This is a genomic window from Dictyobacter halimunensis (assembly GCF_036245075.1).
The window spans coordinates 5,536,842-5,557,947 of sequence record NZ_BSRI01000002.1; the positions used below are offsets into that span (position 1 = coordinate 5,536,842).

The following is a 21,106-nucleotide window of genomic DNA, read 5'->3' on the forward strand; positions in this document are numbered from 1 at the left end:
GGGGCGTTTGTTTGGGGCGACTTAGTGTAGAATAATCAGATACATTTCTATAGAAGAGGAAGGGGATCTCTTATGGCCAGAACTATGGCTGGAAATACCGCCATGAGTCGTACTTCATCCCAGGGGCGTCTGTTGCATATGGTGGGGACGATGCGTCTGGCGCTTGGGTTGACGGCGCTGCTGGGCGCGATCGTTTTTCTGGAGGGGACGAGCTGGGATATTCAGTGGCATACCTTTTTGGGGCGCGATCGCACGTTGATACCACCGCACATATTGATGTTGAGCGGGGTGGCCATCAGCGGCGTCTCGGGCCTGGTCGCGGTTGTATTGGAGAGCGTGTGGGCGCGCCGCGACGCGCATGTAGCCCGCAGCAGTACCTCGTTCGCCAGCGTCTTTTCGGGCTCGCTGGGCGCCTACGTGGTTGGCTTCGCGGCCTTGGACGCGGCGGTGGCTTTTCCGCTGGATGCTTACTGGCACGCCCTGTATGGCATCGACGTAGCGATCTGGGCCCCCTTTCACGTGATGTTTGTGGTAGGGATGGGCGTGGTCGCGCTCGGGTCCGCCTATATGCTGGCGTCGGCCTCTAACCTGGCGGTGGCCATCCGTTCCCGGCGGGTGGCGCGCATCGGTGTGATGATCGCGCTGGCCACTGTGTTGGCTATCTTTACTTTGCTGCTGTTTGATTCGCTCTCGGAGGAGCGCACGATCAACCTTGGTTTTGCCTCCCTCAACTTCTTCCCGCTGCTGGCGGGACTGCTGACCGCCTTTGTGCTGGTGGTGGCGGCCTACGCGCTGCCCTGGCGCTGGTCGGCCACGGCGGTGGCGGGCGTCTACCTGCTGCTGGGCGCCATCATGGCTGTGTATGTGCAGCCTGCTACGGACTGGCTGGTCGGCGTAGAGCGGTTGACCTATCGCCGGGAGCAGCCCCCCACCTCCGTCGTGGCGCTGGAGTGGTTTATAGGTCCACTGCTGACGGCTATCCTGATCGACCTTGTGATGAGGCGCACCACGCGTAAACAGTGGTCTGGCGTCAAGCAGTCCCTCTTCCTGACCTTGGCCTGCGCGGTCAGCATGTTTCCGATCATGTCGATGCAGCCCGCCTTCTTTGTCCTGGTGCTGATGCTGTTAGGGGTGGGGGGTACGCTGATCTCATTTGTGCCGGGTCTGCTGGCGACCTATGTCGGGACGCGGCTGGGGCGCAACATTGGCGAATCGATATCCAATCTGGAAAGGTAGATCGAACGATGCCCAAACCACTACAATTTGTACTGCTCGGCGTGGGGGTGCTGGCCCTGCTGGCCGTGCTGGGAGAGCTCGCCTATTCCATTATCGCCACCACGCATGGCAGCACCCCGGTCAAGGTCGTCAAGGTCAACGCGGGTCCCTATCCCCTGACGGTCAACCTGTATACCTACCCGGCTCATGCCAGCTACGCGCTGCCCTTCTCGATCGAGCCGCAGCGGCCCATCGGCGGCACGCTTACCTATGATGTCTCGTCGGTGCCGGACCCGGGAGACGTGCCCGCCACCCCGGTGCGCGCCGGACTGAGCCCCGACGCGCAGGTACGCAACGGCATCCAGGGGACCGCCGAGATCACTGTCCAGGGTCTATGGAATCTGGATATTATCGTCAATGGTCCGCAAGGCCAGGGCGAGGTCAGCGTGCCGATCGAGGCCACCGCGCCCCCCGCGCTGCCCACCTGGGTCGGCTGGCTGATCGGATTGCTCCCCCTCTGTGGCCTGACCATCTTCCTGCTCATGCAGCGCGGCCGCCGCAATAAACCCGAACAGCCCACGCCGCCCGCCGCCGAAACCACTGTTTCCTCCACCTCGTCATCGTAGGTGGAGGATCTATCCCCAATGCATTCAACATAACACGCTGGCGCACCTTTGAGGGGGGAGATGGTATCGTCGGTGGAAGGTGCGTGCCCGGGGCACGGGTCGCTTCGCGACAAGCGCCCGCAAGGGGCGCACCTACGACGATTCTCTGTACATATGAATGTATAGATGGGAACCGGTTTATCGGCTGCAAACGTGTCTTCCAAGAAGGGAGTATTTGTGTGTGTCCGTTGTATGGTGGTGCATGGGGTTGGGGTGCGCCTCCGCGCACCTCACCCCATGCACCACCATACAAAACCAGCGCGGCTGCGCAGCGGACGCGCGCGTGGAGGCGCTCACGTGCCCCCCTGGGTGATGGGAGTAAGTCCTATTCTTCGCCTCCATTTTGTAAAAAGGGTATTTGTGGGTAGAATGATAGAAGGATGGGTTTGTAGGGTTCGTATACCTTTTAACGTGTCTTTCCTTACCTCAGTTATCGCGTGAGCCTGTCGGTGCAAAGGGCAAGCTCAGTGGTGGATAGGTTGAAGAGGATGTTTTTAAAAGCTAAATGCGAAGGCTGAAAGGGTGATCGATGCAACAGCAGAATAAACAGGCACAGCCTGGGAGGGCCGTCGGGACCTCTTTTGATGAGATTGGGCAGGGATTTGGCTGGTTCGAGTACATGCGGGCCAATTACCCGGTGTCCCACGATGAGAATGGCGGCTGGAATATCTTCCGCTACGATGATGTGTACCAGGTGATTAATGATCCGGTGACGTTCTCTTCAGAAGACGTGCCAAACTTTTCGCATAACGCCTTTCTGCGCGAGACGATTGTGGCCCTGGACCCACCGGTTCATCGCCGCCTGCGCTATCTGGCCAATCAAGGCTTTACAAAGGCCGCCGTAACACGCATCGCCAATAACGCGATCCCGCTGGCGCAGACATTGTTTGACCAGATGCGCGAGAAGAAGGAGGTTGAGATCGTCTCCGAGTTCACCTTCCCGTTAACGACGCGCGCGATCGCCGTCATGCTTGAGGTGCCGGAGCAGGATTGGCCCCTTGTGACCCATTGGGTCCGGGGAACGGATAAGGATACCCCGCCGAGGTCGCGTGAGGAGGCCTCGATTGAGCAAAATCGGATGGGGCAACAGATCTGTGAATACTTCAAAGATAAGCTGACCAAGCTGCGCCGCCAGCCGCATGAAGGGCTCCTCTCCGATTTAATCGCCGCCGATGTCAACGGTGATCGTCTGACCGATGACGAGATCCTGAAGTTCTGCGTCCTGCTCGTGGTGGCGGGTCAGGAGACGGTGCAGAACATGCTGAACAACGCCCTCTACTGCTTTACCCGTTTTCCCGATACGCTGGACTATGTGATGCGGCACCACGAAGCGATCCCTTCCGCACTGGAAGAGGTCCTGCGCTACCTGCCGCCGTTCTGGATCAGCGTGCGCCGCACGACCGTCGATACCGTGGTGCGCGGCCAGCACATTCCGGCCAAAGCGCTCGTTCAGGCCTGGAACGCGTCCGCCAACCGCGACCCCGAGTACTTCCCCGATCCAAATCGTTTCAATATCCTGCGTGAGCCCAACCGCCATCTCACCTTTGGTTACGGCATTCACTTTTGCGTGGGCGCCCCCGTGGCACGGTTGGAAGCGCGCATGATCTGCCAGATGCTGTTTCAGCAATTCAAAAGTATCGAGCGGGTCTCAAACGATCCCATTCCCATGGGGCCGGGGCCGCTGTACCATGTCGAATCCATGCGCCTCAGATTTGAGCCGCGCGCCTAACCTGGTTTTTAGGAGTTGGTGCGACATACCGGGTGGGTGCAGATGCACCCACCCGGTATGTCGCACCAACTCCTAAAAAAGTCTCGAAACTCCATTATCATGTAGGCGGTAAATTCATATTTTTCGGTTTCTTCCATATTTATACTGTTGACAGGGACTGGTTAGCAAATGTGGAGATGGAATAGAAGAAGGAGAAGAATGTGATGCAAGACGAAAATGTTTTTGATGCCCATGAAGAAATCTGGGATAGATATAATACGCATGACGGCTATATTAGTAGCCAGATCAATGGGTATGTACTGGATGTACAGGGGAGGAATATGGCTCCTGGCACTCCTGTCATTACCTATCCCAGACACAATCCTCCGACCGCTAACCAGAGATGGCACCTGCGCGCGCTTACCTGGTCATCATAATGCAGGTAGATGAGATCCAAACAATAGGGAAGCAGAAAATAGATCTGGTTCCAATGCCTTGATCGGTCTGAAGAGTCAGGTTGAAGGGGTGTCGCGCACCCCTTCTTTTTGCGCGCACCACCGGTGCGAGGCCACTTGACGATTACCGCCGCGATGTGCCTACATGTTTCTGTGTGTTATTGTGTATGCTGTCTTCTCTAGCCGTTCGCGGAAAATAGTCCTGCCCATTTCAGGAAAAAAATCACAGGGAGATCCTGTTCACACGAAAGGCTGAAGCGATGCGTTCTCTGACCCTGCCCGCCTCTTTGCATGGTACGCGAGAGATATTTGCCTGGTTCCAATATATGCGCGCGACTGACCCGGTGTTGTATGAGCCCACCACTAACAAGTGGCACGTCTTTGGTTATCGCGATGTCGCGCAGGTGTTGAGTGACGCGGCCAGCTTCTCATCGGCGCTGGAGCGCGGTGGGCCGATCGGGACAGCTCTGCTGGCCTCGACGATGATCGCGCAGGACCCGCCGAATCATCAGTGGCTGCGCGCTTCGGTGTCGCAGGTATGCAATGGGCAGACCCTGGTCCAGCTGGTGCCCAGGATCAGAGTGATCGCGGGGGAGTTGCTGGAGCGCGCGCGGCCGGTTGGGTACATGGATGGTATTCAAGATTTCGCCTATCCGCTGTCGATGACCGTCGTCAGCGAGCTGCTGGGTATTCCAGAGGAGCAGCGGTCGGATTTCCGGCGCTGGTCCGATGACATGTTTTTCCGCCAGCAGGAGCGCGTCGAGAGCCAGAGCGAGCAGGATGAGCCATATCAGCGGGCGCAGGCGGCCCGGCAGGCCATGAGCGAGAGTCTGCTCCAGCTGCTGCGGCAGCGGCGCCAGCATCCCCAGGACGATGTGATCAGCCGACTGGTCGAGGCGCGGGTCGATGGGAAGTGCTTGAATGAGGAGCAACTGGTGGGGATCTGTTTCCTGCTGTGGGCCTCCGGTCATGAGACGGTCGTCAACCTGCTGGGAAACGCCATCATCTGCCTGGACGACCATCCCGAGGACGCCGAGCGGCTGCGACGCGAGCCCCATCTTATGCCCGTAGCCATCGAAGAGATCCTGCGCTACAGTCCTCCGCTGCTGGGTGTGACGCGCCGCAGCACCAGGGAGGTCGTGCTGGGTGGCAAGCGCATCGCCGCCGGCCAGCACATCCGCGTCTGGATCGCCTCGGCCAATCGTGACGCCGAGATCTTTCCCCGGCCAGATCGCTTCCAGATCGAGCGCGATCCCAATCCACACCTTACCTTCGGGCAGGGCATCCACCACTGCCTGGGCGCGCCCCTGGCCAGACTGGAGGCCAGCACCGCTCTTGAGTTGCTCCTGCGGCAGTCGCCCGTCCCACGACGCGTGCGCCGGGAGCCGCTGCAGTGGGTGGAGGGCGGAAGCGTCTATGGCGTCAGGTACCTGCCACTCGCATTCTGATGGGAAACACCTAACTGTGTTTGGGAGCGCCCGGCGTCACGCGGATAGCGGTATCGTAGATGCGGCTATGACGTGAGGTCTTGCCGCGTCCGATCAGCCCGCCCAGCGCGCCGATCAGCAGACCAAGGACCATCGAGAGGGCGAAGCCACCCAGGCCCGAGATCGTCAGAGCTCCCAGCAGAAACTGGTCGGCCGTCGACGGCACCGGCTGGTTGAGGCGTTTGGCCGCGTCCTCTACCACCGCCCGGCCTATCTGGCGTACCGTATTAATATTGACCGTCGCCAGCGAGTAGGCCGCGATCAGGCTCAGCAGCGCGCTAATGACCGCAGTCCACAGGCCCGAGAAGGCACCGGTCCCCACGCGACCGGTGCTCTGCGCCGCCTTTACCCCCGCCAGGAAATAGAAGAAGAACGCGAATAAGACCCCCAGCATACTCAGTGGGAGCGTCAATGCAGGTTGATGGAGATTGGTGATCAGCAGCCCCACCACGATCTGGATAACCCCCTGTATAAGTCCAAACAGGAAGCCGTACCCCAGGGCAGGGCTGCCTTTACTTTTGACCAGTGTACCTTCGACCATAATGGCGCCTCCGTTCATATGAAGGAATTGCTCACTACCGCATGGAGCTACCCGCATCAACCAACACGGTACAAGAGGGACGGTGGTTTCACCATCTACGGAATAGTACCTTTGATGGGTGGCAAAGATTTTATACCCTCCGCTTGTTATAGCTGGTAATAGAATTGGCATTTCTTATATCCATAAAGGTCGCGGACCGCCGCGCAGACGTGCTGTTTGCTGGTATGGTCGGTGACGGGAGATAGAATTGCATCTATTGTTGATATTGGGAGTTTTGCTAAATTGACATGCTGAGGAAATTCTCGTTACAATCGATAACAAGGCAAGTAGATCGTTATATAGATGTGTTTAATTCGCCCGGCAGAGCAAAGCAGGCAACAGTGAGAGGAGTAATAGAGCACATGGATGAGACAAGAGGAAGACCTCCTGGTAGAAAAATTCATTGGCACACCTACGCGTTAAATCATCGATCGGCCTGGAGGCATCCTCTTGTTGGCTACGTGGTCGGTTTTTTACTGGCGGTTTCGGGCCTGCTGTCGGGATTGACGCACTGGCATAATAGTATGCCGGCCTTCATCCCGAGCACCTTATTAAATCTCTACATGATATGCGTAGCCTTTACCTGGGGATTTGGGCCGGCGATCTTCACGCTTGGCGCGGGTCTACTGGTCATCGATCTGCTCTATGTTGAGCCATATGCGATGTTCTTCCGGCGTGGCGATTTTTATGGCGTCGTCTTCTTTGTCTTCTTCGCGCTGGCCGGCATCATTATCGCCGCTATGGTGCAGCAGCGCGAGGCGGCCCGCGTGCAAGCGCAGCAGATGGCCGAGGAGGCCAGAGAGGCGCAGCACCGGCTCGAAAACTTTATTGGCCTGGTCAGCCACGAGCTGAAGACGCCCCTGGCGGCGACCCAGGGCACGGTCCAGCTGGCGAAGCGCAAATTGCGGCGCTACGAGACCGATCCCTTGGGACCTGAGCAGCAGGAGCGCAATAATCAGATCATCCGCTCGGTGCAGCAGGCGTTGAACAATGCCTATAGTCAGACCACGGTTCAGACGCGATTGGTCAACGATCTGCTGGACGCCTCGCGCATCCATGGGCAGAAGCTGCGCCTGATTCAGAAGCCGTGTGAGCTCAATCAGATTGTGCGCGCGGCGGTCGAAAATCAGCGCGCCATCGCCGTCAACCGCCGCATCGAGCTGGAGGAAGATCCGGATACGCGGCTGATCGTCTGCGTCGACGCCGACCGCATCGGGCAGGTCATCGCCAACTACCTCTCCAACGCCCTCAAGTACTCGCCGGCCGACCGGCCCGTCTCTGTGCGCCTGCGGCAGGACGGCGAGCGCGTCAAGGTCCTGGTGAGCGATGAGGGTCCCGGACTGCCGCCCCAGGAGCAGGAGCGCATCTGGACCCGCTTCTACCGTGTCTCCGGCATTCACAGCCAGCATAACTCGGGCGTCCCCCACGTCGGCCTGGGTGTTGGCCTGCACCTCTGCAAAGGCATCATCGAGCAGCACCACGGCGAGGTCGGCGTCGACAGCGAGCTCGGCGAGGGCTCCACCTTCTGGTTTACCCTGCCGCTGCAGGAATGCGTGCAGCCCATCTTCGAAACTGCCGTCCCCCTGTAGGTTCGGTCCTCGCGGCTGATTTCTCCTGCGCGTACGGCCACATCATGTAAAACAGGAGTTGATATGGTGGAACAGGCGGATGCAAATGCATCCGCCTGTTCCACCATATCAACTCCTGTTTTTTCTTTTGTTGAAATTGAACCCGGTCGGCATGATACTATATTTATATGTCTGATGCAGATTTAGAGAGAAGTGATTGTATAGATGAGGAATGAACGGAAGGTATAGATGACGGAAGAATGTCTTTTTTGTGCAATTGTAGCTGGAAAGGAGCCTGCCAGTGTGGTGTATCAAGATGAGGTCGTGACGGCCTTTCTGACGATTGGCCCCGTCAATCCCGGTCATCTGCTGGTCATCCCCAATCAGCACGCGGCTTACCTGGCCGACATGGATGAGGAGATCGGGGCTCATCTATTTACCATCAGCACGCGACTGGCGCGGGCGCTGCGCCAGTCGGGGCTGCGCTGCGAGGGCGTCAACCTTTTCCTCGCTGATGGAGAGGCCGCCTTCCAGGAGGTCTTTCATGTCCACATGCACGTCTTCCCACGCTTCAAAGGCGACTCCTTTACGCTTGACGCCGACTGGAGCGTCAGGCCCTCGCGCGAGGAACTCGATCGTATAGCGCGCCAGATCCGGCGTGGATGATTCCGGCCGGAGGGTTGCTGACAATGATGAGGTATGCTCAACGATAGAGAGTCAACGCATATGCGCTGATCGCGTATAGATAGTAGCGAGGGCAAATGCCAATACTTTCAACTTCAGAGCAGGCAAAAAGAAACACGGCCACAGTACGTGCGGGGCTTGCCCCCGCTTCCATCCTCGCTGCTCGGAAAAGCAACAAGCATGATGCGATGCATTGTATGCAATCGTCCCTGGTCGCTTTGAAGGAGCCTTTTCTTTTGGGGTGCAAGCAAGCGGGGGCAAGCCCCGCACGTACTCTAGTCTTTTCTCGTTTTGCACGGTCTTCAATTGAAGGGATTGGAGAGCAAACGCAGGTGCTTGACGTCAGTCAGGATGCTTAAAGAGAAGGTAGGTACTTTATGTGTGGAATCACAGGTTGGATCGATTGGGAGGAAGATGCGACCCGGCAGGGCGCAATCCTGGAAACGATGGCCGCGACGATGCGCTATCGAGGCCCCGACGCCAAAGGAATCTGGCTCACGCCACGCGTGGCCTTTGCCCACCGGCGCCTGATGGTCATCGATCCCGCCGGCGGCGCGCAGCCGATGGCGTATACCTCGGGCTCGCATACATACGCGATTACGTATAATGGAGAGATATACAACTTTCGTGAGTTGCGCGGCGAACTGGAGACGCGCGGCCATACCTTTAGCACGAAATCAGATACCGAGGTGATCCTGCATGCCTATGTGGAGTGGGGCGAGGACTTCACGCGCCGCCTGAACGGTATCTTTGCCTTCGCGCTGTGGGATGAGCAGCGGCAGCGCCTGCTGCTGGCCCGCGATCACCTGGGCGTGAAGCCGCTGTTCTACGCGCAGCGCGGCAGCGCGGTCATCTTTGGTTCCGAGCTCAAGGCCTTGCTGGCCCATCCGCGCGTGCAACCAGAGGTCGATCGCGACGGCATGGCCGACATCCTGGGAGCCGGCATTATCCACACGCCGGGCTTCGGCTACTTCCACGATGTCCACGAGGTGCGGCCGGGCTATCAACTGATCTTTGAACGCGAGCGCACCCGCGTCAACCAGTACTGGTCGCTGCGCAGCGCACTCCATCCCGATGACTTAGAGACCACCGCACAGCGCATTCGGGATCTGCTCAAAGATACCGTGAAGCGGCAACTGATCGCCGACGTCCCCGTGGTCTCGATGCTCTCGGGCGGCCTGGATTCCAGCGGGCTGACCGCGCTGGCGGCCGAAGAGTTCAGGCGCGAGGGCAGGCAGCTTGAGACCTACTCGATCGATTTTGTCGAGAGCGACGAGTATTTCACCGGCAACGATATGCGCCCCAGCCTGGACGCGCCCTGGGTGACGCGCGTGGCCGAGCACGCTATGACGCGCCACCACACGGTTACCGTCGACACCCCTGAACTGCTGGAGAACCTGCTGGTCCCGCTCTACGCCCACGATGTGCCCGCTATGGGGCAGATCGAGACCTCGCTCTACCTGATCTTCAAAGCCATGAAGGAGCAGGCGACGGTGGCCCTCTCCGGTGAATCGGCCGACGAGGTCTTCGGTGGTTATTCCTGGTACCACTACGAAGAGATTCTCGACGTCAACACCTTTCCCTGGCTCGCCATGAGGGGGCGCAGGAGGGGCTTGAGCTCGCTGCCACCGCTGCTCTCGGAAGAGGTCATGTGGCAGGCCAGCCCGTTTGAGTATATCGCGCGCCGCTACCAGGAGGCCCTGACCGAGGTGCCGCGCCTGGAGGGGGAGGATGCCGAGGAGGCCAGGCGGCGCGAGATCATGTACATGGGTCTGACACGCTGGCTGCCCCTTCTGCTTGATCGCAAGGACCGCATGAGCATGGCCGTTGGCTTCGAGGTACGCGTCCCCTTCTGCGATTACCGGCTGGTCGAATATGTCTGGAACATTCCCTGGCAGATGAAGACCGTCGACAACATCGAGAAGGGAATTCTGCGGCGTGCCCTGCAGGGCATCCTGCCCGATGATGCTCGCATGCGCCGCAAGAGCGCTTATCCCTCGTCCCAGCATCCCAGCTATATCAAGGGGATCTGTGATTGGGCGCTGCAGATCCTCAACGATCCCAATGCCGCCGTGCGTCCCTATATCAATGTCAACACCTACCGGTCCATCGCCAACAAGGATAATCCGGCGCTGCGGCAGGATTTCGCTATCGGGCTGTTTGAGCGCCTCATCCAGCTTGAGACCTGGCTCAAAGAGTACCACATCCGTTTCGTCTAATTCAGGGGCGGTGCCCCTGGCCCTGGGGCTTGAGGGCCCCCGCACGCGCGTCCGCTGCGCGGCCGCATTGGCTTTAATAGAAGGTGCAACAGGGGCGCATTCGCGCCCCTGTTGCACCTTCTATTAAAAGAGTATGGGGACGCCTGCGTTCCCCAGGCCTGGGGGATTACATCTCAAAGGGGAGGGCGAACCAGAAGGTGGAGCCCTGGCCGGGGGTGCTGTCGACGCCGAGGTCACCTCCGTGGCGCTTGATCAGGGTGTGGCAGATGTGCAGCCCCAGTCCCAGGCCCGCCCCTGAGCCGCTGCGCACGTGTATCCCTTTGGCCTGATAGAAGCGATCCCAGACATGTTTTTTTGCCTCTTCATTCAGGCCGGGACCATGATCTTCAACCCAGACGCGCACGTGGTTGGATTCCAGGTCGATGCCGACCGTGACGGGCTCTTTGGGATCAGAATATTTGATGGCGTTGGTCAGGTAATTTGAGATAACCTGCCCGATGCGATCGGGATCGGCCAGCACCAGCACGGACTCCTGGTCGGGGAGCCGCAGGTCGATCGTGCGCATAACCGCCGTCGCGCGCACGTCTTCCACGCTGGATATAGTGAGCTGCTTCAGGTCGCAGAGCTGCGGCGCCAGCTCCAGCTTGTTGGCGGCGATGCGCGAGACGTCCAGCAGATCGTTGATCAGGCGGTTCTGCATCTCGATCTGGTGGAGCGCGCGTTCGATGCGTGCTTCGGAGGATTCGATGATCTTGTACACCTTGTCTGGCAGCTGTTGCTGGCTCCTGATGATCGAGCGCAACTGGCGTCTGACCAGCTGGATATTGCCCTTGATGGCCGTTAGCGGCGTGCGCAGCTCGTGGCTCACCACCCCGATAAAGGCATCTTTCTGCTGCTCCAGCTCTTTTTGCGCCGTCAGATCTACCACATAAGCGATATACTCATCCTTGCGGTTATCCAGCATTACGCCGGCGATCAAGGCCGTTACCAGCCTGCCATCGCGGGTCAGGTATGTTTTCTCATACGGCTTATAGCTGCCGTGCTGCTTCAAATCCTCTATCGCCTGCAGAGTGGTCTGAACGTCAGCTGGAGGGGTGAAGGCTCTCCAGTGCAGGGTTCCGCTGGCAATATCGTCCTGGGTATAGCCGATGAAGGATAGGAAGGCCTGATTGGCATCCAGCAGGATACCATCCAGGCGCATGCGCACGATGCCGATCAGGTTGCTTTCGATCAGACGTCGGAAACTGGTCTCGGTTGCCTGCAGCGCCTCCTCAACCTGCTTTTGTTCCGTAATGTTATTGCTGTAGACCGAGATGCCACCATCGTTGTCCGGATACACCCGCGTCTCATACCAGCGCTGACCGGGCGGGTAGTACGCCTCAAACACGACCGGCTGCCGGGTCTCCATCGCCTTGCGATATTGTATGGCGAAGTCCTGCTGGACCGATTCCGGGTAGAGATCGAATATGGAGCGTCCCAGGATCTGCTCGCGCGGCTTCCCGGTGAGCTTCTCCACCGCGTTGTTGACATACGTGTATGTCCAATCTTTATCCAGGTGTACAAATGTATCTGGCAGGGTCTCTATGAGCTGGCTGGCCTGGTAGAGTGTCGCCTCGTTCTCCTCCTGAACCCGCTTCTGATCTGTAATATCATAGATCACTCCCATGAAGCGTAGCGGCTTCCCCTCCATGTCATAGAGGCCTCGACCCCGGCTCGTCATCCAATGCACGCTGCCATCCTGTGGCCGGATGGTGCGAAAGTTCATGTTGAACTCTGTTTGCTGTTCCAGCGTTTGCGCCACCGCCTGGTTGACCGCATCGCGGTCCTCTGGATGGAGCAGGTGCAGGAAGGAAGGATAGCTCACCTGCGCGGAGGGGGTGAGCCCGAAAAGGGCCTTGCACTCGGCAGACCAGGTCAGCTGATTGCGTACCAGGTCCCAATCCCATAGGCCTACGCCACTACTCTCCATCGCCAGTCGGTAATGTTCGGCGCCAAAGACTCGATGTTGCTGTACCTGAGACAGTTCGATGCCACAGACCAGCCATGATGTAATGGAGGAGCTATCCGCAGCCATCTGGGGGAATAGCTGCAACCGGACCAGGCTATGGGCGGCATGTGCTTTTTGTAGGCGGCACTCTATCTCATCGCGTACTCCCTGGTGGAGCGCGGCCCCCAACCAGATCTCAAAGGGCGCGCGGTCATCGGGGTGAAGCGCCGTCAGCCAGCCAAAGGTCGCGGCCTCGCCCTCCATCTGCCCCGTAAAGACGGACCAATGCCCTGCATCCTGCATGCGGCCATCAGGGGATAGGAGCCACAGTATGTCCCAGGCTGACTGAGCCAGGGATACCAACTGTTCTCCCCGGTTAGCCGTCACTTCCTCAGCCAGGCTCCTGGTTGAAGACGATGATTCATTATCCATATAGCTTTTCCATTAATACTATAATATAAAACCCCGCCAATTGGAGGTATGCTTCCCTGCAAACTCCATGCTCAATCAGACGGGAAAAGAAAAACTGGCAAGGGCCCAGTATAATAACACATACAGAAAAAAATGTGGCGAGATTGGAATCGTACCTTATCTAGTATATACGTCAGCCTCAATGGTCGCGTTTCACATAGCGGGTAAGATTCATATAAGGCTATATATAATAGATGCAGGTAGGGTCGCAGCGCGACCCTACCTGCATCTATTATATATAGCCTTATATGAATATCAAACACCCTGTTTGAGATCCGCCTGATACTCTTTGAGTAGCTTATTCACTTTGGGGTCGATGATCAGGCGGCAGTAGCCCTGATTGCGGTTGCGATCATAGTAATCATCGTGATAGGACTCGGCCGCGTAGAAGTTGGTGAAGGGTAGGATCTCGGTCACGATCGGATGTTTGTAGGTGCCAGCCGCCTCCAGTGCCTGTTTGGAGGCTTCCGCCACGCGCTTCTGCTCCTCATTGTGATAGTAGATGCCCGAGCGATACTGGGTGCCGATATCGTTGCCCTGGCGATTGAGAGTCGTTGGATCATGCATATGCCAGAAGATGTCCAGGATCTTATCAAAGGAGATGACCTCCGGATCATAGCTGATCTGGACGGCTTCGGCCGCGCCTGTGCGCCCGGTGCAGACCGCCTCGTAAGAGGGATTGGCTACCTTTGAGGCCGCGTAGCCCGACTTTACCGATTCTATACCCCGCAAGCGCTTAAAGACCGCCTCTGTACACCAGAAGCAGCCGTTCGCCAGTGTCGCCGTTTCAAGTTGTGCCATCTATCGTGCTCCATTTCTTATAGTGCTAAGAAGCCCTGAGGCTTTTCATGAGCTTATCTTGTCTTCACTAATTGAAACACCGCGCGTGAGCCGAATGTTCCCGTGCCAGAACAGGTTTATTAAATCCTTGACAACCTAGAAGTGAACGTCTATCATTATAAATGACTGACTTAGTCAGTCATAAATTGAGAAGGAGAAGCAGCGATGCCTCGAACAGCAGAGGCGAAGCAACGCCTTCGCGAAGAGCAACGTGAACATATTCTGGAGGCTGCCAAACATGTCTTTGCGAGAAAAGGTCTGGCAGCAACCGTGGATGATGTTGCCATCCATGCCGGCGTCAGTCATGGATTGGCCTATCGATACTTTGCTAACAAGGAAGCCATTTTTTTCGCGATCATCAAGCAAGCTTTGCAAGCTCCCTCTGCGGATCTGCAACGTGTGCTAGACATGCCGGGGACGCCTGGGGAACGTTTGAAATGGCTGCTTTCAGCATTTGTAGAAAGTCGGCGACATCCCGAAACTTTCCTGCTTTTGGATCAAGTTCTCAGTTCTCAGACGGTACCGAACGAGCTCCGCGAGTTAGTACGCAAGCGGAGCCAGGATTTACAAAGCGTGTTAAGGCAACTGATCATCGAGGGCCAGGAGACGTTCGAGGTAGCGGCAGGTGATCCCGATCAACTCGTAAGAGCTATTTTCGCATATGTTGATGGCATACCTAGATGGGCCCTGTATGATCCTGAACACTACCAGGAACATTTTCCTGATGCGGATATTTTTTTGCGTCTGCTTCAACCATAGTGGGCCTTGGTGCCTCTTGTTTCTTCTCTTCCAGGATACCCGAGCGCGCGTCGGAGAGGCATAGAGAGCAATGGAGATACTCTTTTGAATCGGATAAACGAAGTGAGAAAATGAAATGAGTTCAACGAAAAGCGACACTTTGCGCGTGCCTGGTGCACAGCTCGCCTACGAGGTACGCGGCTCTGGCCCCGTCCTGCTTCTGATCCATGGCGGAGGTGGTGATGCTCGCGCCTTCAACGGCATCGCCAGGTACCTTGAAAGTGGGTACACCGTGGTGACCTACGATCGCCGGGGCCTCTCCCGCAGCATGCTTGACAATCCGGAGGAAGAACAGCAAGTGGAGATGCACAGTGACGACGCCCACTACCTGCTGGCGGCGATCACATCCGAACCGGCGTATGTGTTTGGGAGCAGCGGAGGTGCAGTCGTCGGACTCGATCTGGTCGCACGCTATCCCGAACAGGTTCGTATGCTGATCGCGCACGAGCCCCCATCTCATCTATTGCCCGGACTAAAAGAGCGCCATGATACCGTCCGAGAAATTGCTCACCGTGAGGGTGCGGCTGCGGCGATGCAGCAATTCATAACGCAGATCGGTGTAACCTACGACGACCGGGAACCAGATGTCGACCTCCCGGAACCAGGAGAGCGGTCCCTTGAAAACACCATGTTCTTACTGAAGCGGGAATTTGCCATGTACGACCGCTACCGCTTCGATTTCACCATACTCAGATCCGTCTCGACTCAGACGCGGATTGTGATTGCTGCAGGATCTAGTGGACGAGCGTATGTCGGATACCAGAATGCAGTCGCAGTGGCGGACAAGCTTGGAACAACCGCTGTGGAGTTTCCCGGGCACCACGTGGGCTACGTGAGTCATCCTAAGGCCTTCGCCGCGAGATTGCAAGAGGTGCTTAGCCAGGCCCTCCCATAAAGTTTGTTTTTTAGCCTAGCGGGAGCGATGATTGGTCTGTTGGGATGGGATCGGGTCGTGGCCGGTCGTCGCGCAGGGTACGCAGGTAGAGGAAGAGGGATGGAATGAGGATGAGGCCGCATGCGACGAGGGCGGCGCGCGTATTGATCTGCGTGGCGATGAGCCCCAGCAGTGGACCCCCACCGATCTGGGCGAGGGCGTTCACCTGTTCGCGTATTGAGAGCAGGGTCGCCCGTACGCCGCTGTCGATGTGCTGGTTCATCCAGAGCTGTCCCAGGGACAGGCCGGGGGCGGTGGCGGTGGTGAAGAGGAAGAACAGCAGCAGCGCCAGCGCAAACTGCTGCGCCAGCGCGAAGCCAACGATGGTGACGACCGAGAAGCTATCGATGATCAGCAGGCCGATCACCACGGCGCGCGGGCTGTTCGTATCGAGAAAGCGGTTGACCAGGGCCAGGCCGCAGTAGTTGGTCAGCACGATGCCAACCTCGATGACGCTGAACCAGGTGACCGGGGTGAGTTCTCCCAGAGCCGGGAAGGTAAACGAGTGGATCAGATAGTAGTTCCAGAGCTGATTGAAGCCCGCGCTGAACACGCCGGCGAACACGGTGACGCCCAGCACGGTCAGCAGCACCGGTCGCAGGCGCAGCAGGCGCAGTCCGGTGAGCAAGGTATGCCGAGCTTGCTGCACTGTGGTGCGCTCCTGGCGTGGCACGGGCGTGAAGTGGCGCTCGGGCATCACGAAGGCCAGCACGATGCCCAGCGCGATAATGAGGGCACCACTGACCACCAGTGGCAGGTTGAGGCGTACATTGACCAGCAGGGCGCTCAGCGCGATGCCTGGCAGCGAAACGAGCGAGCCGATCCTGGCTGCGCGCAGGTAGATGGGTCCCACATGGTCCGCGCCAACCTCGTCGGTGATCCAGGCGGTATCGGCACCATTCATCAGCGTCGTGCCCAACCCCACGAACACCTGGGCGGCGAAGATAACGGCCAGCACCGGGAGCAGACCTTCCAGCAGATAGCCCGCCCCGATCATAAGGATGCCGAGCACCACGGTGACGCGGCGGCTATACATGTCCGATAGGATGCCGGTTGGCATCTGGAACACAAAATTCATCGACTGGCGCAGCGTCCCAATCAGCACCAGCTGCAGCGGATTGAAGCCCGCGCCCTTGATCAGGTAGACCAACTCGACCGGGAGGAATAGAGCATAGAAGAGCGACAGCGCGCCACTCAGCAGAATATAAATAGAAGAGGCATCTCGATTGCGCATCATCTTCCCATCTTACGAAGTTTCTTTTGGGTATGCTTGCTGATTGTATATTCCTCTGTTATGCTTTTTGGAAAGCATAGCGTATGCGGGCGAGAAAAACAAGTTGGGTGTGCGGGGTGGGTGTCATTCATGTTGTTGCAAAAAGAGAAGGCGACAAGAAACACGAAACGCTCCACCAACGAGAAACGCCCACGTACCCGGCCGGTTCGGCATCTCGTGGAAACCATCTCGCCCCACGTGGTTCCCGAGGAGGAACGTTCGCTTTGGGGTACGCCTGCGCAACGTTGGCGTGCGGGAACCACGTGGGCGGGCGTGGAAGGCAAGGGAAGCGGTGTCGTGGGGGCACGTGGGCTGCCGTCGCTGGCGCTGGCAGCCCGGTCGACCGTTGAAGGTCGACCCTACATGGGCATTGCGGTTTTGGGGGGATTCCGGTTTTTGGGGGCATTGCGGTTTTTGGGGGGGCCGGTTTTGGGGGCATTGCGGTTTTGTTATCTTATCTTTTTGCAAAAAACATGAATGGCACCCGTGCTGGGTGGGTGTGCTGATATGCATTGACGAGGAAAGGATTCTATGGCGAGATCGGCGATCCCTTTGTTGCGCTGGGTTGAAGGACGACAGGCGTATGAGCTCTCGCTGGCCGAGGGGGCCGCGCGCCCTGTTGGCCTGGATGATGATGGCTGGCTCTCCGCGCTGGAGGAGGCCGGTTCCTTCGCGTTTGAAGGGAGGGCGGGCCGCCTGTCGGTGATCCGGGAGCGGCGCGCTCGTGGCGCTGGTTACTGGTATGCCTACCGCTCAAGCGGACGACGCACCCGCAAGCGTTACCTGGGCCGGGCCAGCAGTGTGACACCGGCGCGCTTAGAAGAGGTGGCGGCCGCGCTTTCCCCGGCCTCCGTAACGCAGGGGGCGTCTGATGAGGAGGGGAGCGCGCCGGACCATGTTCCAGCGTCGCTGCTGCTATCGAAGATACAGCCGCCACGCTTGCCGGGTGCGCTGATCGCGCGTCCGCAGCTGTGGCAACGCCTGGACGCTGCCATGGAGCGAAAGATCGTACTGCTGGTTGCTCCGGTTGGTGCTGGCAAGACGACACTCGCTGGGCAGTGGCTTGAGCAATCTCCCGCGCGACGCCCGCTGGCCTGGGTAGCGCTGGATAGCGGGGACGACGATCTGTATCGTTTCTGGCGTCTGCTATTGACAGCCTGCCAGGCGTGGTGCCCACAGGCGACACGCGACGCACTGTCTTCCCTTGCAGGAGCCTGGCTGCCTCCTTTCGCGTCTCCATCCATTGATGAGGTCCTGACCACCTTTCTCAATGACCTGGTCCGGCAGCATATGTGCGCTGGCCTGCTCGTGCTGGACGACTATCACTGTATCAGGGATGCCCGCATTCATCAGACCTTGAGCTTCTTTCTGCAGCACCTGCCCGATCCTTTTCAGGTCTTGCTCTTAACCAGGGCCGAGCCTGACCAGCTGCCACTGCTGAGCTGGCGCGCCCGAGGCCAGATGGCTGAGCTGCATGCCAGCGAACTGCGCCTGACATCTGAAGAGACCACGACCTTTGTTCAGCAAAACTTCGTGGAGCCGCTGCCCATGGGGGCTATCGCCCAACTCGATACGATGTTGCAGGGGTGGATCGCTGGCCTGCGCCTGTTGTCCTTTACGCGGCCCGCCCGGCTGCTGGCCGAGGCTGTTGGACACACCCCCGCCACTCGGGAGGAGCAAGCGTCCGATCTGCCAGCGATCCCTTACCGACCACTGCTGGACTACCTGGTGGCAGAGGTGCTGGACACGCAGCCAGCGCCGCTGCAGCATCTTCTCCTGCAGCTAAGCGTAGTGGAGCGCCTGAACGCCTCCCTCTGCGAGGCGATGAGTGAAACGCAGGATGGATATGAGCGGCTGGAAGCAGTGGTTCGCGCCGGCCTTTTTCTGGAGGCTCTGGACGGGGCGTGGTATCGCTTTCACACCCTTTTTTTGGAGGCGCTGCGCCGCGAGGCGGCCACCCGCCTGGATGTTCGGGAGCGGCATGAACTGTTATTGAAGGCCAGTCGCTGGTATGAGCGGCATGGCCTGGTGGGCGAAGCGGTTGAGACCTCCTTGCAGGCGGCCGAATTTACGCGTGCCGCCCGGTTGATTGAGCAGATGGGAGATCAGGAGGAGCTGTCTGAGCTCTCGACGCTGCGACGCTGGCTCTCGACTATGCCGGAACCTGTGTTGCGCGCGCATCCACTGCTCTGCTGGTTGGCTGCGCTGGCCCTGCAGCTGAGCCAGGAGAATATCTCAGACGCTGAGCAGCGGCGCGTGGATAGCTTGTTGGATATGGCCGAAGCGGCCTGGCGCGAGTCCGCGCAGCAAGATCTCATCGGTCTGCTTCCTGTCTTCCACGCCATGCGTAGCTGGCGCCTGGGACAGGTTATGCCCGCGATCAACTATGCGCGGCAGGCGCTGAATCATCTACCCGCCGCCGGGCTGGAAGAGTCGCTACGAATCTTTCGCGCCATCTGCCTGTTCATGGCTGGCATCGGTGAAATGTACGAAGCACAATTCGAGGAGGCCCGCGCCGCGCTGCTGGAGGCGTACCAGATCGCCCTGCCGCGCAAAGATCAGCATTTCGCGCGCGGTATGCTTGTGCTGGTCGCCTTCTGCTGCTACCTGCTCGGAGAGCTGCGGCAGGCGCATACCTATTATCAACAACTGCTGGTCGCGACCAGAGAAAGTGGCGACCGTGAGGTTCTGGGCCAGACCTTGCTGGGACTGGCCACCATCTCCTTTGAGTGGAATCAGCTGGAGTGGTGCGAGCAGCTGGTTCGCGAGGCGCTATCTCTTGCTCCAGATGAACATGGGGATCTACACCACACCACCTGTTTGCTTCAGATCCAACTGTCGCACGCCCATGGGGATCTTGCCGCCGCCCGGCAGCAGCTCGCGGAGTTGCTGCCCCGGCTGCGGATGCATCCCGGTCTGGAGGCGCAGCAGCGCCTGCGAAACGCAGAGCTGCTGGCGGCCCGCCTGGCGCTGTCCGGTGGTGACCTGCAGTCGGTAGAGCGCCTCCTCTCCCTGCCGATCCTGCGACAGGAAGAGAAGGCTGATATTATGCGGGCACGCCTGCTCATGGCTCAAGGGCAGCCCCGCCAGGCTATCCAGCTGCTGGAACCGCTGGTAGAAACGATGCAGGGGTGGCATCCACGCAGCGAGCTGCAGATCGTACTGGCCCTGGCGTACGCGGCCAGCCAGGATGGGCGTGGGGCGCGCTACTGGCTGCAGCAAGCTCTCGCTCAGACCAGTGGCGAAGGCCTGGTCCGCCTCTTCGTGGCCGAAGGGGAGATCATGGCAGGCCTGCTGCGCCAGGTCCTGCCCGTCCTGAACGAGCCGAGCCTGCGCGCCCACACCCAGCACGTGTTGAGCTCGTTCGTGTCCCAGCCCCATGCCCGAAGCGCCCGGCAGCCCGGGCCGGCCCTGACCGCGCAGGAGATTCGCGTCCTACAATTGCTCGCCACTGGAGCAAGCAACCAGCAGATCGCCCGTGAGCTGGTGGTCTCCGTCAACACCGTAAAGGATCATCTCAAGCACATCTACCAGAAGCTCGGCGTCAGCAATCGTCTCCAGGCCACTATGGCATACGAAACGCACCATCAGCCAGAGAGATAACCTGCGATGGGCGTTTTCGTGTAGGAGAGATCTTGACGAGCGATGATCGTGGACGCTACAATAATAACTGACCGGTCAGTTATTATTGTTTTGCACAGGAAGGAGTGCGATCATGGCTCTTGAGATACCCTCGAAGCCGAGGGGGCTGTTGTACCTGGGTTTTATGGTGCCACGCTATCTGTATCGCTGGCACCTGGGCTGGCTGTTTGGACATCGTATGTTGATGATTACGCATATCGGACGCAAGAGCGGGCTGCGGCGGCAGAACGTGCTGGAGGTGGTGCGCTACGATCCGCTGACACGGGAGTGTATCGTGATGGCCGGTTACGGGGTGAAGAGCGATTGGTATCGCAACATTCAGGCTCGCCCGGCCGTGGAGGTGCAGGTTGGGCGGCAGTGCTATGTGCCGCAGCAGCGCATGCTCTCATGCGAGGAGACCTTGCGCCTGCTGGAGGAGTATCGGAGACAGCATCCCCGACTGCTGCGCGGATTGATGCGAGTTATAGGATATACTTATGATGGCACTTCCGAAGGACTGCGCGCCCTCAGCCAGAGTCTGCGCGGGGTGGCATTTCGTCCGCAGTAGTAAAGAATGAGATAGAATGTTGAGGTAGAAGGT

At 58.7% G+C, this 21,106-nt stretch carries 17 protein-coding genes; 13 read left to right on the forward strand and 4 right to left on the reverse strand.

Annotated features, from left to right (window positions below):
• Positions 1–72: 72 nt before the first annotated feature.
• From AABA21_RS37115 to AABA21_RS37135, 5 genes are all read left to right on the forward strand, one after another.
• On the forward strand, positions 73–1,236 hold the full coding sequence (locus AABA21_RS37115) for a hypothetical protein (RefSeq protein WP_338257952.1): 1,164 nt from the start codon (positions 73–75) through the stop codon (positions 1,234–1,236).
• An 8-nt stretch (positions 1,237–1,244) separates the two neighbouring features.
• Entirely contained in the window at positions 1,245–1,841 is a 597-nt protein-coding gene (locus tag AABA21_RS37120) for a hypothetical protein (protein ID WP_338257953.1), read from the forward strand.
• Positions 1,842–2,409: 568 nt separating this feature from the next.
• Positions 2,410–3,609, forward strand: a complete 1,200-nt coding sequence (locus AABA21_RS37125) for a cytochrome P450 (RefSeq protein ID WP_338257956.1) — start codon at positions 2,410–2,412, stop codon at positions 3,607–3,609.
• A 203-nt stretch (positions 3,610–3,812) separates the two neighbouring features.
• A complete protein-coding gene (locus tag AABA21_RS37130) occupies positions 3,813–4,025 on the forward strand; it encodes a hypothetical protein (protein WP_338257958.1) in 213 nt (70 codons plus the stop codon).
• 278 nt (positions 4,026–4,303) lie between these two features.
• Positions 4,304–5,491, forward strand: a complete 1,188-nt coding sequence (locus AABA21_RS37135) for a cytochrome P450 (protein ID WP_338257960.1) — start codon at positions 4,304–4,306, stop codon at positions 5,489–5,491.
• Positions 5,492–5,501: 10 nt separating this feature from the next.
• Here the strand turns inward: AABA21_RS37135 and AABA21_RS37140 are convergent, their stop codons facing one another.
• Complete coding sequence (locus tag AABA21_RS37140) at positions 5,502–6,071, reverse strand: hypothetical protein (RefSeq protein ID WP_338257961.1); 570 nt, start codon at positions 6,069–6,071, stop codon at positions 5,502–5,504.
• A gap of 401 nt (positions 6,072–6,472) precedes the next feature.
• Between AABA21_RS37140 and AABA21_RS37145 the strand changes: the two genes are divergently transcribed.
• The 3 genes from AABA21_RS37145 (at position 6,473) to asnB (ending at position 10,581) form a co-directional block, all read left to right on the forward strand.
• Positions 6,473–7,699 carry an ATP-binding protein gene (locus tag AABA21_RS37145; RefSeq protein ID WP_338257962.1) on the forward strand — a complete coding sequence of 409 codons (1,227 nt, stop codon included), beginning with the start codon at positions 6,473–6,475 and terminating at the stop codon, positions 7,697–7,699.
• Positions 7,700–7,927: 228 nt separating this feature from the next.
• Positions 7,928–8,344, forward strand: a complete 417-nt coding sequence (locus AABA21_RS37150) for an HIT family protein (RefSeq protein WP_338257964.1) — start codon at positions 7,928–7,930, stop codon at positions 8,342–8,344.
• Between the two features lie 395 nt (positions 8,345–8,739).
• The gene (gene asnB / locus AABA21_RS37155) at positions 8,740–10,581 is read left to right on the forward strand and encodes an asparagine synthase (glutamine-hydrolyzing) (RefSeq protein WP_338257965.1); all 1,842 of its coding nucleotides are present in this window, start codon (positions 8,740–8,742) and stop codon (positions 10,579–10,581) included.
• Between the two features lie 166 nt (positions 10,582–10,747).
• On the opposite strand, the gene AABA21_RS37160 is transcribed toward asnB, so the two are convergent.
• Positions 10,748–13,000, reverse strand: coding sequence for a PAS domain-containing sensor histidine kinase (locus AABA21_RS37160; protein ID WP_338257967.1), 2,253 nt, complete (start codon positions 12,998–13,000; stop codon positions 10,748–10,750).
• 294 nt (positions 13,001–13,294) lie between these two features.
• Positions 13,295–13,840, reverse strand: coding sequence for a peptide-methionine (S)-S-oxide reductase MsrA (msrA, locus tag AABA21_RS37165; protein ID WP_338257969.1), 546 nt, complete (start codon positions 13,838–13,840; stop codon positions 13,295–13,297).
• A gap of 204 nt (positions 13,841–14,044) precedes the next feature.
• On the opposite strand from msrA, the gene AABA21_RS37170 reads away from it, so the two are divergent.
• Positions 14,045–14,638 carry a TetR/AcrR family transcriptional regulator gene (locus AABA21_RS37170; protein ID WP_338257971.1) on the forward strand — a complete coding sequence of 198 codons (594 nt, stop codon included), beginning with the start codon at positions 14,045–14,047 and terminating at the stop codon, positions 14,636–14,638.
• Between the two features lie 115 nt (positions 14,639–14,753).
• Positions 14,754–15,572 carry an alpha/beta fold hydrolase gene (locus AABA21_RS37175; RefSeq protein WP_338257972.1) on the forward strand — a complete coding sequence of 273 codons (819 nt, stop codon included), beginning with the start codon at positions 14,754–14,756 and terminating at the stop codon, positions 15,570–15,572.
• A 10-nt stretch (positions 15,573–15,582) separates the two neighbouring features.
• Here AABA21_RS37175 and AABA21_RS37180 read toward each other — a convergent pair whose 3' ends face one another.
• Complete coding sequence (locus tag AABA21_RS37180) at positions 15,583–16,848, reverse strand: MFS transporter (RefSeq protein ID WP_338257973.1); 1,266 nt, start codon at positions 16,846–16,848, stop codon at positions 15,583–15,585.
• A 126-nt stretch (positions 16,849–16,974) separates the two neighbouring features.
• Here AABA21_RS37180 and AABA21_RS37185 point away from each other — a divergent pair, with 126 nt between their 5' ends.
• From AABA21_RS37185 to AABA21_RS37195, 3 genes are all read left to right on the forward strand, one after another.
• Entirely contained in the window at positions 16,975–17,361 is a 387-nt protein-coding gene (locus AABA21_RS37185) for a hypothetical protein (protein WP_338257975.1), read from the forward strand.
• Between the two features lie 54 nt (positions 17,362–17,415).
• Complete coding sequence (locus AABA21_RS37190; protein WP_338257977.1) at positions 17,416–20,487, forward strand: winged helix-turn-helix domain-containing protein; 3,072 nt, start codon at positions 17,416–17,418, stop codon at positions 20,485–20,487.
• 112 nt (positions 20,488–20,599) lie between these two features.
• Complete coding sequence (locus AABA21_RS37195; protein ID WP_338257979.1) at positions 20,600–21,073, forward strand: nitroreductase family deazaflavin-dependent oxidoreductase; 474 nt, start codon at positions 20,600–20,602, stop codon at positions 21,071–21,073.
• Positions 21,074–21,106: the final 33 nt, after the last annotated feature.

Coding starts and splice junctions, on each gene's coding strand:
- AABA21_RS37175 (WP_338257972.1), top strand. CDS start 14,754: ATGAGTTCAACGAAAAGCGACACTTTGCGCGTGCCTGGTGCACAGCTC.
- AABA21_RS37185 (WP_338257975.1), top strand. CDS start 16,975: ATGTTGTTGCAAAAAGAGAAGGCGACAAGAAACACGAAACGCTCCACC.
- AABA21_RS37120 (WP_338257953.1), top strand. CDS start 1,245: ATGCCCAAACCACTACAATTTGTACTGCTCGGCGTGGGGGTGCTGGCC.
- asnB (WP_338257965.1), top strand. CDS start 8,740: ATGTGTGGAATCACAGGTTGGATCGATTGGGAGGAAGATGCGACCCGG.
- AABA21_RS37190 (WP_338257977.1), top strand. CDS start 17,416: ATGGCGAGATCGGCGATCCCTTTGTTGCGCTGGGTTGAAGGACGACAG.
- AABA21_RS37115 (WP_338257952.1), top strand. CDS start 73: ATGGCCAGAACTATGGCTGGAAATACCGCCATGAGTCGTACTTCATCC.
- AABA21_RS37180 (WP_338257973.1), bottom strand. CDS start 16,848: ATGATGCGCAATCGAGATGCCTCTTCTATTTATATTCTGCTGAGTGGC.
- msrA (WP_338257969.1), bottom strand. CDS start 13,840: ATGGCACAACTTGAAACGGCGACACTGGCGAACGGCTGCTTCTGGTGT.
- AABA21_RS37135 (WP_338257960.1), top strand. CDS start 4,304: ATGCGTTCTCTGACCCTGCCCGCCTCTTTGCATGGTACGCGAGAGATA.
- AABA21_RS37195 (WP_338257979.1), top strand. CDS start 20,600: ATGGCTCTTGAGATACCCTCGAAGCCGAGGGGGCTGTTGTACCTGGGT.
- AABA21_RS37145 (WP_338257962.1), top strand. CDS start 6,473: ATGGATGAGACAAGAGGAAGACCTCCTGGTAGAAAAATTCATTGGCAC.
- AABA21_RS37160 (WP_338257967.1), bottom strand. CDS start 13,000: ATGGATAATGAATCATCGTCTTCAACCAGGAGCCTGGCTGAGGAAGTG.
- AABA21_RS37170 (WP_338257971.1), top strand. CDS start 14,045: ATGCCTCGAACAGCAGAGGCGAAGCAACGCCTTCGCGAAGAGCAACGT.
- AABA21_RS37125 (WP_338257956.1), top strand. CDS start 2,410: ATGCAACAGCAGAATAAACAGGCACAGCCTGGGAGGGCCGTCGGGACC.
- AABA21_RS37130 (WP_338257958.1), top strand. CDS start 3,813: ATGCAAGACGAAAATGTTTTTGATGCCCATGAAGAAATCTGGGATAGA.
- AABA21_RS37140 (WP_338257961.1), bottom strand. CDS start 6,071: ATGGTCGAAGGTACACTGGTCAAAAGTAAAGGCAGCCCTGCCCTGGGG.
- AABA21_RS37150 (WP_338257964.1), top strand. CDS start 7,928: ATGACGGAAGAATGTCTTTTTTGTGCAATTGTAGCTGGAAAGGAGCCT.